12 protein-coding genes are annotated in these 15567 nt (G+C 64.4%); 4 read left to right on the top strand and 8 right to left on the bottom strand.

Annotation, left to right across the window (positions count from 1 at the left end):
- Window positions 1-36: 36 nt before the first annotated feature.
- The 3 genes from AC0L23_RS15145 (at window position 37) to AC0L23_RS15155 (ending at window position 5431) form a co-directional block, all read left to right on the top strand.
- Window positions 37-1278 carry an ABC transporter substrate-binding protein gene (locus AC0L23_RS15145; protein WP_085350217.1) on the top strand — a complete coding sequence of 414 codons (1242 nt, stop codon included), beginning with the start codon at window positions 37-39 and terminating at the stop codon, window positions 1276-1278.
- A 175-nt stretch (window positions 1279-1453) separates the two neighbouring features.
- Complete coding sequence (gene uvrA / locus AC0L23_RS15150; RefSeq protein ID WP_473357091.1) at window positions 1454-3967, top strand: excinuclease ABC subunit UvrA; 2514 nt, start codon at window positions 1454-1456, stop codon at window positions 3965-3967.
- A 153-nt stretch (window positions 3968-4120) separates the two neighbouring features.
- Window positions 4121-5431 carry an ABC transporter substrate-binding protein gene (locus AC0L23_RS15155; protein ID WP_018457488.1) on the top strand — a complete coding sequence of 437 codons (1311 nt, stop codon included), beginning with the start codon at window positions 4121-4123 and terminating at the stop codon, window positions 5429-5431.
- A 270-nt stretch (window positions 5432-5701) separates the two neighbouring features.
- On the opposite strand, the gene AC0L23_RS15160 is transcribed toward AC0L23_RS15155, so the two are convergent.
- From AC0L23_RS15160 to AC0L23_RS15195, 8 genes are all read right to left on the bottom strand, one after another.
- On the bottom strand, window positions 5702-6871 hold the full coding sequence (locus AC0L23_RS15160) for a Gfo/Idh/MocA family protein (RefSeq protein WP_085395016.1): 1170 nt from the start codon (window positions 6869-6871) through the stop codon (window positions 5702-5704).
- Between the two features lie 42 nt (window positions 6872-6913).
- The gene (locus tag AC0L23_RS15165; RefSeq protein WP_026233379.1) at window positions 6914-7225 is read right to left on the bottom strand and encodes a septal ring lytic transglycosylase RlpA family protein; all 312 of its coding nucleotides are present in this window, start codon (window positions 7223-7225) and stop codon (window positions 6914-6916) included.
- Between the two features lie 102 nt (window positions 7226-7327).
- The gene (locus AC0L23_RS15170; protein WP_473357092.1) at window positions 7328-8173 is read right to left on the bottom strand and encodes a CmcJ/NvfI family oxidoreductase; all 846 of its coding nucleotides are present in this window, start codon (window positions 8171-8173) and stop codon (window positions 7328-7330) included.
- Window positions 8174-8578: 405 nt separating this feature from the next.
- A complete protein-coding gene (locus AC0L23_RS15175; protein WP_085360719.1) occupies window positions 8579-9679 on the bottom strand; it encodes an LLM class flavin-dependent oxidoreductase in 1101 nt (366 codons plus the stop codon).
- 29 nt (window positions 9680-9708) lie between these two features.
- The gene (locus AC0L23_RS15180; RefSeq protein WP_085395017.1) at window positions 9709-10881 is read right to left on the bottom strand and encodes an acyl-CoA dehydrogenase family protein; all 1173 of its coding nucleotides are present in this window, start codon (window positions 10879-10881) and stop codon (window positions 9709-9711) included.
- On the bottom strand, window positions 10875-11675 hold the full coding sequence (locus AC0L23_RS15185; RefSeq protein WP_085385147.1) for an ABC transporter ATP-binding protein: 801 nt from the start codon (window positions 11673-11675) through the stop codon (window positions 10875-10877). Before AC0L23_RS15185 ends, AC0L23_RS15180 begins: the two co-directional genes overlap by 7 nt.
- Window positions 11669-12691, bottom strand: coding sequence for an ABC transporter permease (locus AC0L23_RS15190; protein WP_085385146.1), 1023 nt, complete (start codon window positions 12689-12691; stop codon window positions 11669-11671). The genes AC0L23_RS15185 and AC0L23_RS15190 overlap by 7 nt, the downstream gene beginning before the upstream one ends.
- On the bottom strand, window positions 12669-13772 hold the full coding sequence (locus tag AC0L23_RS15195; RefSeq protein WP_085350230.1) for an ABC transporter substrate-binding protein: 1104 nt from the start codon (window positions 13770-13772) through the stop codon (window positions 12669-12671). Before AC0L23_RS15195 ends, AC0L23_RS15190 begins: the two co-directional genes overlap by 23 nt.
- Window positions 13773-14247: 475 nt before the next feature.
- Here AC0L23_RS15195 and AC0L23_RS15200 point away from each other — a divergent pair, with 475 nt between their 5' ends.
- Window positions 14248-15228 (top strand): ABC transporter substrate-binding protein, encoded by a 981-nt coding sequence (locus AC0L23_RS15200; RefSeq protein ID WP_085385216.1) that lies wholly within the window; start codon window positions 14248-14250, stop codon window positions 15226-15228.
- The last annotated feature ends 339 nt before the right edge of the window (window positions 15229-15567 follow it).

Consider the following 15567-nt stretch of genomic DNA (forward strand, 5'->3'; position numbering starts at 1 on the left):
CCATACCAACAACAAAACAAGCAAAAGGAAACGACCATGCGACCATCGAAGAGCTTGAGCGGCAGCTTCCTCCTCGCCTCCGCGCTGGCGCTGTGCCTTGCTGCTCCCGCCTATGCGCAGTCGAACGATCCTATCAAGATCGGCGTCATCGCCGAGGTGCAGTCGATCGCTGGTGCCGCAACGCCCGGCGGCGCGCAGATCGCCGCCGACGAGATCAACGCCAAGGGTGGCATTCTCGGCCGCAAGATCGAGATCGTGACCTACGACAACAAGAGCTCCTCGGCGGACTCGGTGCGCGCGTTCCAGCGCGCGGTGAGCGAGGACAAGGTCTCCGCCGTGATCGCGAGCTATATCAGCGAGGTCGTGCTGGCGCTCGAGCCCTGGGCAGCGCGGCTGAAGATGCCGCTGATCACCCCCGGCGCGGCCTCGAACGAGATCACAAAGGCGATCCATAACGACTACGAAAAGAACAAATACACCTTCCACGGCTATCTGACCTCGGCCGCACAAGCGCAGCTCGTCTGCGACGCCGCCAAGGATCTGCTGGTCGACAAGCTCAAGTTCAAGACGGCCGCGATCATGAGCGAGGACGCCGCCTGGACCAAGCCGCTCGACGTCGGCTACGAAGCCTGTCTTCCGAAAGCAGGCCTCAAGGTCGTCGAGCACGTGCGGTTCTCGCCCGATACCACCGACTTCACGCCGATCTTCAACAATATCGAGGCCAAGAAGCCGGACGTGATCGTCACCGGCATCTCGCATGTGGGCGTGCAGCCGACGGTGCAGTGGAAGAACCAGCAGGTGCCGGTCCCGATGTTCGGCATCAGCGCGCAGGCGCTGAGCCCGACCTTCTGGAAGGACACCAATGGCGCCGCCGACGGCGTGCCGTCGCTGGCGGTCGCAACGCCCGACGTCGCCGTGACCTCCAAGACGAAGCCGTTCGCGGCCGCCTTCAAGGCCAAGTTCGGCTCGCCGCCGGCCTACACCGGCTACACCGCCTATGACGAGGTCTACTTCATCACGGAGGCGATCAAGCGCGCCGGCTCGACCGATCCGGACAAGATGGTCGCTGAGCTCGAAAAGACCGACTACGAGGGCACGATCGGCCGCATCCAGTTCTACGGCAAGGACGACGAGTTCACCCACGGCATCAAGTCCGGTCCCACGACCGTATCCGGTCTGGTCTTCCAGTGGCAGGACTCCAAGCAGGTCGTGGTCTGGCCCGAGAAGATCGCGGAGGGCAAGCTGAAGTTTCCGAGCTTCGTGAAGCTGTCGCAGTAACACGCCACGCTGGGGCACCAGGGCCCCGTCCCGAGCGCCCCATCGCCCTTGCATGGCCCGTCGCTTCAATCGCGGCGGGCCTTCGCTTTGTGCAGAACGCAACCGGTGCGCTGGCATCTGTGGACCCATCCTGCGATCCTGCCGTTATCTCCCATGCGTGGGCCGGAGCAGCGAGATGGACGACCGATCAAGACACCCCGATGGCCTGATGCAGGATGACGGCTTCGTTCGCGTGCGGGGCGCGCGTGAGCACAATCTCAGGAACGTCGACGTTCGCATTCCGCGCAACGCCCTCGTCGTGTTCACCGGCGTGTCGGGCTCCGGAAAATCCTCGCTCGCCTTCGGAACGGTCTACGCCGAGGCGCAACGGCGATATCTGGAATCGGTGTCGCCTTACGCGCGGCGCCTCTTCCACCAGATGCAGATCCCTGAGGTGGACGACATCGAAGGCCTGCCGCCCGCCGTAGCGCTCCAGCAGCAGCGCGGCGCGCCGACGACGAGGTCGTCCGTCGGCAGCGTGACCACCATCTCGAACCTGCTCAGGATGCTCTATTCCCGTGCCGGCGATTACCCGCGCGGACAAAGGATGCTCTATGCGGAATCGTTCTCGCCGAACACGCCGGAAGGCGCCTGCCCGACCTGCCACGGTATCGGCAGGATGCTCGACGTCACCGAGAAGTCCATGGTGCCCGACGACACCTTAACCATCCGCGAGCGCGCCATCGCGGCCTGGCCGAGTGCCTGGCAGGGACAGAACCTCCGGGACATCCTGACCACGCTGGGTTACAACGTGGACAAGCCCTGGCGTGAGCTGCCCAGAAAGGACCGTGATTGGATCCTGTTCACGGAGGAGCAGCCGACCGTTCCGGTCTATGCCGGCTACACTGCGGCCGAGGTCAAGCGGGCCCTGCGCCGCAAGGAGGAGCCGAGCTATCAGGGCACGTTCACCGGCGCCAAGCGCTACGTGATGCAGACCTACGCCAAGTCCGAGAGTGCGATGATGAAGCGCCGCGTCGCGCAATTCATGATCACCCAGGACTGCCCGACTTGCCATGGCACGCGATTGAAGCCCGAGGCGCTCAAGGTCAAATTCGCCGGACTTGATATCGCCGAGATGTCTCATTTGCCGCTCAAGAAGCTACAGGAGATGATGAAGCCGTTCGCAAAAGCTTCGACGGATAACGCATCGGAGAAGACGATCGTCGCCAGGCGGATCTGCGAGGATCTGTCGGCGCGGCTGGCCGTCCTGCTCGATCTCGGCCTCGGCTATCTCGCTTGCGAGCGCAGCACGCCGACGCTGTCGCCGGGCGAGTTGCAGCGGCTACGACTTGCGACCCAGGTTCGCTCCAACCTGTTCGGCGTCGTCTATGTGCTCGACGAACCGTCGGCAGGTCTGCATCCCGCCGACACCGAGGCGCTGTTGCGGGCGCTGGACCGGCTGAAACACGCGGGCAATTCGATCTTCGTGGTCGAGCACGAGATCGAGGTGATCAAGCATGCCGACTGGCTGGTGGATGTCGGGCCTGATGCCGGCGAAGGCGGCGGGAGCATCCTCTATAGCGGACCGCCCTCAGGACTCGGGCAGGTCGCGCAATCGCGAACCGCCCATTATCTCGCGCATCCACGAAAGCCGCTGCCGATGGTCCGCCGCCAGCCGAAGGCGCATCTGAAAGTCCGGGGTGTGACCCGGAATAATCTCCGCGGCCTCGACGTCGATATCCCGCTCGGCGTTCTCGCCAGCGTGACCGGCGTGTCGGGCTCCGGCAAATCGAGCCTGATCAGCCAATTCCTCGTCGATGCCATGGCGGAGCATCTCGGCCATGCACGGGCTGCGGACGCGGACGACGATAGCCTGGCACCCACGGTCGAGACATTGGGCGGCGAGATCGTCGCCGGCCTCGACCAGGTCGATCGTCTCGTCGTGGTGGATCAGAGGCCGATCGGCCGCACGCCGCGATCCAACCTTGCAACCTATACCGGCCTGTTCGACCACGTCCGGAAGCTGTTCGCCGTGACGCCGCAGGCAAAGTCCCGCCGCTACGATGCCGGGCGCTTTTCCTTCAATGTCGCGAAGGGCCGATGCAGCACCTGCGAAGGCGAAGGATTTGTCTGCGTCGAGCTTCTGTTTCTTCCCAGCGTCTATGCGCCCTGCCCGACCTGCAAGGGCGCGCGTTACAACGACAAGACACTGGAGGTGAAGATCCGTGGAAAATCCATCGCGGATGTGCTGGCGATGCGCGTCGACGAAGCCTTCGAATTCTTCCACGAAGATCCAACCCTCAACCGGTCGCTATCGGTCGTCCGCGAGGTCGGGCTCGGCTATATTCGTCTCGGTCAGTCCGCCACCGAATTGTCGGGCGGGGAAGCCCAGCGCATCAAGCTTGCGACCGAGCTCATGCGGCCGCAACGCGGTCACACGCTCTATGTCCTGGACGAGCCGACCACCGGTCTTCATCCCAGGGATGTCGAGCGGCTGATCGCCCAACTCGAGCGCATCGTGGACGCCGGCAACAGCGTGGTCGTGGTCGAGCACGACATGGATGTCGTCTCTCATAGCGACTGGATCATCGACCTCGGTCCCGGCGCCGGCGAGGAAGGCGGCCGTATCGTGTCGTCGGGGACGCCGCGAGAGGTCGCCGCGGCCGGCGGGAAGACCGCTGGCTATCTTGCCCGTCGCTTGAAACAGTAACGGGCGCGCTCATCACCCATTTCGCAATTGCGTTCTGCGTCGCGGAGACCGGACCCCGACTTTCGCCATGTTGACTTTCCGCCGCCCCGCTCCCCATACTTCGAAAAAGAATAACAAGACTAAATCATAAGACGATCTTTGAGGGAGGATAGGATGCCCACTTCACGCAGGCAGCTGCTGAAGAGCTCGGCGGCTGCCGCCGCCGCACTCAGCCTCGATTGGACACGGGCCCAGGCGCAAGCCGAGAATTTGCGCATCGGCTTGATCTACGACCTCACCGGTCCGTTTGCCGCCGGCGGCTCGGTCGCCTCCTCGGTCGGCGCGCAGATCGCCATCGACCTCGTCAACGAAAAGGGCGGCATCGGCGGCAAGACCAAGATCGTGCCGGTCGCGGCGGACTCTCAGAGCAAGGCCGACGTCGCCATCAACGAGGCCGAGCGGCTGATCAGCCAGGAAAAGATCGACATCATCAACGGCGTCTATTCCAGCGCGCATGCGGTGCCGATGGCGGCGAAGGTCGAGCAGCAGAAGAAGATCCTCTGGATCACCACCGCGGTCTCGACCGCCGTGTTCAAGGACAAGAACCTGCAATATGTGTTTCGCGCGCAGATCCATTCCGATCAGTACGGCCAGGCCTTCGCGGGCTTCGTCGCCGAGCACGCGCAAGGCAAGCTCGGCATGGACCCGAAGGACGTCAAGGTCGCGCTGATCCACGAGGACGGCCCTTACGGCGTCGGCGTCGCGGCGGCCGACGAGGCCTATGCCAAGCAGGCGGGCATCCAGGTGGTGATGCGCGAAGGCTATTCGGCTTCCGCGCCCGATCTCTCGGTGCTCGTGACCAAGCTCAAGCGCGCCAAGGTCGATGTGATCTCGCACGCCGGCTACAACCCCGACATCACCCTGTTCCTGCGCCAGGCCCGCGAGAGCGGATTGCGCTTCAAGATGCTGTTCGGCGCGGGCGCCGGCTACAGCCAGCTCGACAAGCTGCGCGCGACCTTCGGCCCCGACATCGACAATTTCTGCAACATCGATCCGGTGCCGGCGCAACTGCTCGATGCCTCCAAGCTCGCGCCTGGAATCGGCGACCTGACCAAGACCATGGTCTCGCGCTACCAGGCCAAGACCAGCGCCACCGACGTGCCGCCGCATTGCTCGATGGGTTTCAACCAGACCTGGATCTTGCTCAACAACGTGCTGCCGGTCGCCAAGGAGAAGTACGGCAGCTTCGAGCCCGAGGCCATTCGCAAGGCCGCGCTCGACGTCGACATTCCAGCCGGCGGCACCATCCAGGGCTATGGCGTGAAATTCTTCCCGCCGGGCACGCCGATGTCCGGCCAGAACGAGCGCTCGACCCCGGTGGTGATGCAGAATGCCGGCGAACACATCTCGGTGGTGTGGCCGACGAACATCCGGACGCGGGACCCGGTGTTTCCGCTGCCGAAGGGCTCGACCTACGGGACGTGAGGCTACGCGCCGCGCCGACGGTGCACCCTTCCCCCTTGCTTGCGGGAGAGGGTGGCTCGCCGCGAAACGGCGAGACGGGTGAGGGGTTGCCTCCGCGAGCAAACCTCTCTCATTTTAAACCGCGGAGAGAACCCTCATCCGGCGCTATAGCCGAAGCTACGCTTCGGCGTTCTTGAGAACGGCGGCCGAAGGCCGCCTATGCCACCTTCTCCCGCAAGGGGAGAAGGATTGGCACCGTGCCTGCGGCTAGCTCAGTGAGTTCATCACGCCCTACATCACCACCTTTCGTCCCTCCTCCGCCGCCCAGTATCCCGCGTAGTTCACCTTGATTGTCTCGTACGCCAGCGCGAGGTCCGACAGCGGCTGCCGTCCCGTCGCGGCGCATTCCATGAAGTCCTGGATCTCCTGGAGATAGCCGCGCGTCCACTCCTCTTCGAGGCAGACATATTGCCAGCCGGTTTTGCGATCGACCTTCTCAGTGATGTAGACGGAGGCGAGTTTCTCCTCGGAGGTCTGGTAGCTCATCAGATGATTATTCGGCGTGATGTTGGCGAACAGCGAGCCGCCTGACGTGTAGGTCTCGATCAGATTGCGCACGCCGCCCATGATCATGTCGCCGGAGAACACGGTGGCCTTGGTGCCGTCCGAAAACGTCGCGGTCAGCGTGCCCCAATCCTCGACGTCGACAGGATTGGCCTTGATGTAGGTGCGCTCCTCCGGCTTGAGGATGGCCGTGACATTGCCGACATCGCCACTGACGCTGGCGATGCGGATGGTTTCACCGCGCGCCTTGGCCTCGACCTGCTTGAGATACAGCACCGCCGAGAGCGGATGGCAGCCCATCCGGATCAGCGAGCCGCCCCCGGTCATCGCCCATTGCGCGGCATGGGCCGCATGCGATCCGGAATGGCTCTCCTCGCCCTTCATGAACAGGATTTTGTCCTTGGTCGCTCTCAGAATCTCCGCGGTCTTGGTCACGGCCGGCGCGTAGATCCAGTCCTCGGCATACATGAAGAGCTTTCCGGTGCGCTCGATCGCGGCACGCGTGGCGTCCATCTCTTCCAGCACGCGCTCATACATCAGCGCCTTCGGCACATGCCTGCCGATCGGCTGCCGGTCGCCGTCGCGGCCGAAATAGCCGGCGAACGGCTTTTCGCAGATCACATGCTTGCCGGCCTGCATGGCGGCGACGATCATCCCCGCATGAAGATTGGGCGGCGTGCAGATGTCGATGACATCGAGCTCGCGGTCTGCGATCAGCTCGGCGAAGCTGCGATAGACCCGTTGGATCTGGTGGCGGCCGGCGAATTCGACGACATGGTCGCCGCGCGCAGCGACCGCCGCGACCTCGACATCCACCCCGTAGACGCGCCGGAACGCATACATATGCAGCTCCGACACGAAGCCGCAGCCGACGAGTCCCACCCTGATCCTGGCCATAGCGCCCCCCGCTTTGGGCGGCACTATAGCGCGCTGGCAGGTCTATTCCACCGAGACCCGCACCACGCCGGCGCTCATCATGCCCAGCGCCTTGGCAGCCGGCACCGAGAGATCGACGATGCGGCCGCGGATGAAGGGGCCGCGATCGTTGACGCGGCACTGAATCGAGCGGCTGCCGTAGGACACCCTCAGCACGCTTCCGAACGGACGCGTCCGGTGCGCGCAGGTCAGCTCACCTTTCCCGGCTTTTCCGTAGCTGTAATAGGAGGCAAGCCCGCTTTCGGCCTGGGCAAAGGAAACTGCAGAAAGCGAAAACGTAGCAAGGCAAGAAAATAACGTGGTCTGCGCTCGCACGGCACCCCTCCGGGTTGGCCTGCCCCCGGCGCAAACGTTTGGCGGTTCCCGCGGGTTCCTGAGCCACTGCCGGGCCGCGCCCGGCAGTGCCATCACAGTTTGTTACTGTTTGTGAAACACCAGTGTGCGGACTTCGATGCTCTCGCGCGGCGCGGCATCGGCCGGCGTGGTCGGATCGACGAACGCGGTGTGCGGCCCGAAGCGGGTGCGGCCGTCGGTCGCGGAATCGTAGCACTTCAGCGACAGCGCCTCGTCCGGTGTCATCTCGGGGAAATAGAACCAGCGATGGTTCGGATTGTATTTCACCGAATAGGTTTCGCCGCGACGGTTGGGATAGATCAGATCCGAGGCAACGAGGTCGTCGGGCGCCACCGTCGTGCCGTCGGCCATCGCCAGCGGCGAATCTCGCAAGGGACCGCGGATCGGCCGCCACAGATTGATCACCTGGACGCGGCCCTTCAGCAACTCTTCGGCCTCGTCGGGCAGATGTTCACGCACGCGGTTGGCGCCTGAGACGACGGTCTGGTCGACGTGGACGCGCGTTGCCGGCTGACGCGGGCCACCGTCGCGGATGTCCGCGGCACCCTCAACGCGCCTGCGCACGGTATGGTCGAAGATGACGACGCGGTCGGCTTTCAGCGTTGCGCGCAGGAAGGCCTCGACGGCGGGATAGTAGACCGCCTTGATTTCCTCCTCATTAGAGAAGTCCTTCACCTGATGTGGATGCCGCACCAGCGCAAAGCCTTCGCGGTCGAGCGAGATGTTTTGTGCGATCAGCCGGGCATCGAAGATCGGTACCTGATGCGGCTCCGGCAATGACGTGCTTTTGGGCTCGCCAGGCGGTGGATCGAAGGCGTAAGTGCGCGGCTTGCCCGAAACCGGCGCGAGGTATTTGAGTTCAGCGGTGACGAAGGGAAGCGATTCGATTTTTGTTTCTTGCAGGCCCATGGCCGGTCTCCCGATGTGGTCGTCTGGATGATTTTTGAGGACACCGGGCGTGCTGCAAGGGAGTTGGTGCAAATAGCAATGCGAGTGCTGTCGCTGGCATGAAACGCAGAACAAACGCATCGCGAAATCCGGCCGGGTTGGAATGCGCTCTGCCCGCTTCACGGATGCTTGAGAGCCTTTTGAGATCTCGTGCCCCGGACGCAGCGCATCACGCAGTGGTACGCTGCTGAGCCGGGGCCTATCTCACCGGGAGCATCTGTGCGGCATGGGTCCCGGCTCTGCGCAGTAGCGATCTCGGCCGCCTCGAGCTTCTGCTTGATCAGACCCCAGTGAAGGTAGAGGTCGATTTCGCTCTGCTCGTCCGCGACCAGCCGAACATTATCGCGTCGGCCAGCATGAGACGGATCATTCCGCCGCCTCGCCGCGAACAGCCTGGCGCTTGGCGATCAGCTCGCGCGTCAGCGGGATCAGCTCACGGCCATACTCGATGGCATCGGGAAGCGGATCGAAGCCGCGGATCAGGAAATGGCTGACGCCGAGGTCGTAATAGTCGCCGAAGACCTCGGCGACCTGCTCGGGCGTGCCGACCAGCGCGGTGGTGTTGCTGTTGGCGCCGGTGAGCTTTGCGATCTCGGTCCACAGCCGCTTGTCGATGCGGCTGCCCTGGTCGGCGAGCGAGAGCAGACGCCGCGCGCCAGCGGTGGCATGGCCGTCGGCGGGCTTGCGATAGCCGGTCTTGTCCTGGAGCGCGGTGGCGCGCGCAAGAATCTCGTCCGCCTTTTCCCAGGCCTGCTTCTCGGTCGGAGCGATGATCGGCCGCACCGAGAGGCTGAAGCGCGGCGTCCGACGGCCCTGCCTGACGGCCGCATTGTGAACCCGCGAGGTGACGTCGCGCACCTGCGCATAGGATTCACCCCACAGCGCAAAGGTGTCGGCATGCTTGCCCGCGACGTCGATCGCAGCGTCAGAGCCACCACCGACGAAGGTGTAGATGCCGGCCTTCTGCAGCGGCTTCACCTGCGAAAAACCGTTCTCGACGTTGTAGTACTTTCCGCTGTAGTTGAACGGCTTCTCGCTGGTCCATTCCAGCTTCACCACGTCGAGAAACTCGCTGGTGCGGGCGTAACGCTCGTCCTTGTCGTCGAGCGTATTGCCGTCCTGCCTGAGCTCGGCTGCATTGCCGCCGGTGATGACGTGGAGCGAGACGCGGCCTCCATAGAGTTGGTCAAGCGTCGCAAGCTGCCGCGCGAGCAGCGTCGGCGCGGTAAAGCCCGGTCGCTGCGCGATCATCACTTTCAACGATTTGGTGATGGTCAGCACATGCTGTGCGACCTGGAGCGCATCGGGCGTGGTCGAATGGAACGCCAGCAGCGCACGATCGAAACCCGCGAGCTCATGCGCCTTCGCGACCGTCTCGATATAGGCGGCATCGAGCACCGGGCCCTGGCGTACGATGGTCTCGGAAGCATTGCTGTTGGCGATAAAGCCGATGAACTCGACCGACATGATGTTCTCCCTGAATCTTTGGCGGCAGGCTAGAGGCCCAATGCGGCACGGCCGAGGCCGGTGCGCGTGGAATCGTCCTGCGGCGTGTGCACGCGACCGCACAGGACGTCGCGATAGTGCCGCTCCAGCGGATTGGCGCGGGACAGGCCGTGATTGCCGGTCAGCGACAAGGCATTCTCGACCGCGGCGACGGCGTTATTGGTGACGGCCAGCTTGATGACGTTGGACTCGGCCGCGGAAAGCGCGACACCGTCATCGAAATCACCGGCAAAGGATGCGATCAGCCGTGCATTGACGATGAGCCGCGCCTCGATCGCGCCAAGGATCTCCTGCGCCCGCGGCAAGGTCGCAAGCGGCGCGCCCAAGCTGGCAGGGACCCGCTGCTTCAGGAACCCGACCAGCCAGTCGCGTGCAGCCCGCGCAACGCCGTCATAGATCGCGGCGACAAAGATCGTGTGGACCGTCGCCTGCGCCACATCAGGTGCGCGCCAGTCCGCCGGCTCGCGCACATCGATCTCGGCATCGAGGGGTATCACGACGTCCTCGAAGATGACGTCGTGGCTGCCGCTGGCCCGCAGGCCGTGATGATCCCATGTCTCGACGATGCGCGTGCCTGGCAGGCCCGCCGGCACCAGGAACTGTCCAACGCGCGGCTCGGCTTCGTCCGTCCGCGCCCAGACCAGATACCATTTCAGGATCGGCGATCCCGTCGAATAGATCTTGTGCCCCGAGAGCCGCCAGCCGGTCTCGGTCCGACGTGCAATGGTCGCGGGCAGGCCGCCGCGCGCAGGCGAGCCCAGTTCGGGCTCGACGCGGAGCGCATTGACGAGCGCAAGGCCTTCGACGCTCTCGCGTGCAAGCTTGCGCGACAGCCGCGCCGGCCAGGTCGGGCTCCGTGCCATCACCAGATGGTTGATGTAGTGCATCGACAGCACCAGCGCGGTCGACGGATCGGCCTTGCCGATGATGCCGAGGACGCGGGCGGCGTATCGTGCGCCAGCTCCGGCCCCGCCATGGGCGGCAGGCACCGTCAGCGACAGCAGGCCTGCTTCGGAAAGCTCGCGAAAGTTCTCGAACGGGAAGCTGCCGGTGCGATCGTGCTCGGCCGCGCGGGCGGCGAAAGTCTCGGCCAGCGCCTCGGCACGTGCGATGTAGTCGGGCTCGTGATGCGCCGCGCGGCCCTTGGCGATCGAAGTCACCATGTGGCGTCCAATCCGAGCAGGCCAAGGATCTGGCGGCGCAAATCCACCAGATACGGATCGCCGCGATGGCGCGGATAGGACCGGTCGACACGGATGTCTGCCTTCACACGCGCCGGGCGGTCGCTGAACACGATGACGCGGTTGGCGAGCACCAGCGCCTCCTCGGCGTCATGCGTCACCAGCAGCGTGGTAAAACCCTTGCGCTGCCACAGTGAGACCAGCTCGGCCTGCATGGTGATGCGGGTCAGCGAGTCGAGCTTACCGAGCGGTTCGTCGAGGATGAGGATTTTGGGGTCATTGACCAGTGCGCGGGCCAGCGCGACGCGCTGCGCCATGCCGCCCGAGAGCTGGTGCGGATAGGCATTGCGGAAGGACGATAGCCCGACGAGATCGAGCGCGGCATCGACGCGATGACGCTGGCTCTTCAAGATGCCCTGCGCCTCCAACCCGAGCGCGACGTTGTCCCAGACCGTGCGCCAAGGAAACAAGGTGGGATCCTGGAACACGACGACGCGCGACGGGTGCGGTCGCGTGATGCGCGCCTCGTCCTCGCGCAGCGTTCCGGACCAGGGCTTGTCGAGGCCTGCGACGAGGCGCAGCAGCGTGGACTTGCCGCAGCCGGAGGGGCCGAGCAGCGCAACGAACTCGCCCGGCTCGACGGAGATGCTGACGTCGCTGAGCACCGGCAGCTCGGCGCCGTCGATGTCGAAGGCGTGGCTGACCTGCTCGATGTCGAGCGCGGCACCGGCCGCCGGGTGAGCGTCGAAGTCAGCCAGTGCGGTTGCGGCTACCATTTCACTGTCCCCTTTTGCCAAACCAGCAGGCGATCGCGGATCGCAAACAGCAGCGTGATCGCGCCGGAGCAGAGCAACGACATCACGATCAGCGCCGCATACATGTTGGCATAGGCGGCCCAGCCCTGCGCCCATTGCAGGTACCAGCCGAGCCCTGCCTTGACGCCTATCATCTCGGCGACGACGAGCACGGCAAAGGACGAGCCGAGCCCCATGAACAGGCCGACGAAAACGTGCGGCAATGCCGCGGGGATCGCCACCTTCAGCACCAGGAAGGACGGCTTTGCCCCGAGCGTCCGCGCGACGTCGTAATAGGCATTGCTCACACTCGCGACACCCGACCAGGTCAGCACGGTGACCGGGAAGCCCGTTGCCAGCGCGATCAGAAAGGTCGAGGCGCTCCAGCTCGATGGAAAGGTGAAGAAGGCGATCGGCAGCCAGGCGGTCGCCGGCAACGGGCCGATGAAGCGCAGCACCGGATGCACCCAATAGCCGACCGCGCGCGACCAGCCGATCGAGACGCCGGTCAGGAAGCCGACCGTCGCGCCGATCAGATAGCCGCCGAGCTGGAGCTTGACCGAGGCGAACACGCTGTCGAGCAGTTTTGGCAGATCGTCGGTGTAGACCTCGATGATCGATTGCGGCGGCGGAAAGAACGGCAACGGTAGCCAGGCGAATTTTGCCGTCGCGACTTCCCACAGGGTCAGGACAACGCCGAGCACGACGAGCCACGGCGCGCGCTGGCGCAAGGCCCGGCCCGTCGAACCGAGGTAATCGGCACCGACCGTCCCGAACAACGCGATCGCTGCGATGACAAACGCGGCAATGCCGAGCGAATGGGTCCGCGACCACTCGCCGACGTCCTCCCACCACAGGCAGGACAGGCCGAAGGCAATCCACGCCGCGCTGGCGAGAATGCCGACACCGGAGTCCCGGACCCAGCTCGTCAGCCAGGGTGCGCGCGAGAGACTCGGCGCGCCGGAGGCAAGGCCGTCAGACAGCGAATACGTCGACATAGATGCGCTCCGCGAATCTGGCCGTGTCGGTGCTCTGCTTGAACACCTGCACGCTCTTGAGATCGTCGGCATAGGCCTTGAGCTCGCGCTTCAGCACTTCGCCGACGGGATGATGATGATGGGTGTGGTAGCGCACCATGCCCTCGATATCCGTGAGCGACGCCGTCTTCGGCGCGTAAGGCTGGAACGATTTCGCCGTCACAGACGGATTTTGCGCGGTGAACATCGCGGCATCAAGCAGCGCCTGCGTCAGGGCGCGCGCGACCAGCGGCTCCTCGCGCACCAGGCTGCCGCGCAGGCCGAGGATGCAGCAGCTCTTGTCGCGATACTCGCCATCGAGATTGGAGGCGACCTCCTTGTACTGGCTGTCCTTGAGCCAGAGATAACCCAGCGGGTCGGACGACAGGAATGCCTGCACCTCGCCCTTCTCGACGGCGACGTTGAGAAGGTTGCCGGGATAGGCGCGCCAGTCGACATCCTTGTTCGGATCGATACCGAGCTTGGCGAGCTGAATGGAGAAGAAATTCTTGTCTGGGCCGCCGAGATCACCGACCGCGACGATCTTGCCCTTGAGATCGGCAAGCTTGCTCACGCTGGAATCGGCGCGGGTCAGGACCCGCATGCAGCCACCGTGGGTGCCGGCGGCAATCTTCACATCAAAGCCCTGCTCCAGCGGCTTTAGCCAGCGCAGCGCCATGCCGAGACCGGCATCGCTCTTGCCGGTTGCGATGGCCTCGAGCAGCTGGTCGGTCGAACCGGAATAATTGATGAGCTCGATGTCGAGATTATGCTTCTGGAAGAAGCCGTGCTCGATGGCGACCGGCACCGGGGCGAGACAGACCGCGCCCGCGTTCCAGGATAGCTTGAGCTTGCGCGGCGCGCCGGTGAGCGCGGGCACATCCGACGCAGTCCGGCACAGCGGAAACTCCGAGAGATCGACGCCGGGCGCGATTGTCCGCGGCGCAAAGGCCTGTGCTGCACCGAAGGCACCGAGCGGCGCAGCGAATGCCGCAGCTAATCCCGCCTGAAGCAAATGGCGCCGGTCGAGCCTCGATCCGTCGCGCTTGTCGTCGTCGTTCATCCGTCAACACTCCTGCGCTGGCACGGCTCCGCCATCGGCACAACAGCTTGCGTTGCGCCTGTTCCGTGCGGACCTGCGTCGAGAGAAAATCTTTTCGCCGGCGCCTGCTCGGTGCCTTGATGCGATGCGCAAATCATGCGGCGCGTTCGCCGTATCGTCAATGAAATGGAATTTCGAATGTGGCACGAAGCGAAGTCATTCTCTCCACCGGTGCGTGCGAGGACGACGAAAGGATTTCCGCCGATGGATCGATTGACGGAGCACGGGGCTACTCCCTCTCCTGCTTCATTTTTGCGCAGCATCAGTGGCGCATACCGCACGTTCTCGAAATCGGCGCCTCGCCGAAACGTCCTTGCCGATCGCGCGCGCAATACGGTTAGCCATTTCATTGACCGCGCATCATGCGGCCATAGACTTGATCGTCTCGCTGCATCGTTCGCTCACGCGTCGTGGGCAAAGCAACAAGACAGGCCACATGAGCATCAACTCCCTCGATCATTCCATCGCGCGCCGGCTCGCTGCATCGCTGCTTGCCGCCTCCATCACCCTGTCGACGGCCGCGGCGTCGTTCGCAGCCGATGCCGTCGTGCTGCGGGTCGGCGACCAGAAGGGCGGCAATCGTTCGCTGCTCGAGATCTCGGGCTACGCGAAGGATCTGCCTTACAAGATCGAGTGGTCGGAATTCCCCGCGGCAGCTCCAATCCTGGAGGCGCTCAACGCCGGCGCGCTCGACGTCGGCTACACCGGCGACCTTTCATTCCTTTCCGTCTACGCGGCCGGCGCGCCGATCAAGGCGATCGGCGGCACAAGGTCAGATGCCAAGACACAAGCCATCCTCGTGCGCCAGGATTCCCCGATCAAATCGGCGGCCGATCTCAAGGGAAAACGCCTCGCCGGCACGCGCGGCGGCTGGGGCCAGTTCCTGATCGACGCGACGCTGGAGAAGGCGCAGATCAGGCTGGAGGACGCGACGTTCGCGCCGCTCGGCCCGGTCGACGCCAAGATCGCGCTGGTCGCGGGCTCGATCGATGCCTGGGCGGTGTGGGAGCCCTACGTCTCGTTCGCGACGCTCAAGGACAAGGCCCGGGTAATCGCCAACGGCGAAGGCCTGACGCCGACCATCACCTTTATCGTCGCCTCGGACAGCGCCATCGCTGGCAAGCGTGCGGCGGTGCAGGACCTCGTCCAGCGGCTGAACAAGGCGCGGCTGTGGTCGCTGGATCATCTCGGCGAGTATGCCAAGAGCACGGCCGAGTTGACCAAGCTACCGGAGGACGTGCTGCTCTCGGCCTATACCGCGCAGCGCACCAGCCCGATTCCGATCGATGAGAACGTCGTGAAGGAGGTGCAGGAAGCCTCCGACCGCTCGACGCGCTACGGCATCCTGCCGAAGAAGCTCGACGTCAGCAAAGCCGTCGACCGCAGCTTCACCGCTGCGGCCGCGGGATCGAACTAGGCGGAGGCGGCGGGATGCGCGGGCTCCGTCTCAACGCTGGCCCGCTGCATCTCGCCGCGATCTTACTCGCGCATTTGGCCTGCATGAGCCTGATCGTGTGGCTGTCGCTTTAGACGCCAGCCAGGACCCCCGCTCGCCGGCCCGGCCTTAAGGAAAAAATCAGGACAACATAAGGAGCCCATAAGGACTTACGAGACGCCGCTGGCCTAGCATCGACCGTGTGATCGCGTCGGTAACAGGATGCCTCATCCCGCGGCTTGTCCAGGCAATCACAACTCGCTCTCGGGTTGCCGATCCCGACTGGACGGGCTTACAGTGATCCGCCCTGCGGCCGTCGAC

This window comes from Bradyrhizobium sp. MI1.4 (assembly GCF_055811315.1).

What these genes read in the sequence shown, in the direction of transcription:
- AC0L23_RS15185 (WP_085385147.1), bottom strand. Translation starts at nt 11,675, where the DNA reads ATGGTAGCCGCAACCGCACTGGCTGACTTCGACGCTCACCCGGCGGCC.
- uvrA (WP_473357091.1), top strand. Translation starts at nt 1,454, where the DNA reads ATGGACGACCGATCAAGACACCCCGATGGCCTGATGCAGGATGACGGC.
- AC0L23_RS15155 (WP_018457488.1), top strand. Translation starts at nt 4,121, where the DNA reads ATGCCCACTTCACGCAGGCAGCTGCTGAAGAGCTCGGCGGCTGCCGCC.
- AC0L23_RS15180 (WP_085395017.1), bottom strand. Translation starts at nt 10,881, where the DNA reads ATGGTGACTTCGATCGCCAAGGGCCGCGCGGCGCATCACGAGCCCGAC.
- AC0L23_RS15195 (WP_085350230.1), bottom strand. Translation starts at nt 13,772, where the DNA reads ATGAACGACGACGACAAGCGCGACGGATCGAGGCTCGACCGGCGCCAT.
- AC0L23_RS15160 (WP_085395016.1), bottom strand. Translation starts at nt 6,871, where the DNA reads ATGGCCAGGATCAGGGTGGGACTCGTCGGCTGCGGCTTCGTGTCGGAG.
- AC0L23_RS15175 (WP_085360719.1), bottom strand. Translation starts at nt 9,679, where the DNA reads ATGTCGGTCGAGTTCATCGGCTTTATCGCCAACAGCAATGCTTCCGAG.
- AC0L23_RS15190 (WP_085385146.1), bottom strand. Translation starts at nt 12,691, where the DNA reads ATGTCGACGTATTCGCTGTCTGACGGCCTTGCCTCCGGCGCGCCGAGT.
- AC0L23_RS15145 (WP_085350217.1), top strand. Translation starts at nt 37, where the DNA reads ATGCGACCATCGAAGAGCTTGAGCGGCAGCTTCCTCCTCGCCTCCGCG.
- AC0L23_RS15170 (WP_473357092.1), bottom strand. Translation starts at nt 8,173, where the DNA reads ATGGGCCTGCAAGAAACAAAAATCGAATCGCTTCCCTTCGTCACCGCT.
- AC0L23_RS15200 (WP_085385216.1), top strand. Translation starts at nt 14,248, where the DNA reads ATGAGCATCAACTCCCTCGATCATTCCATCGCGCGCCGGCTCGCTGCA.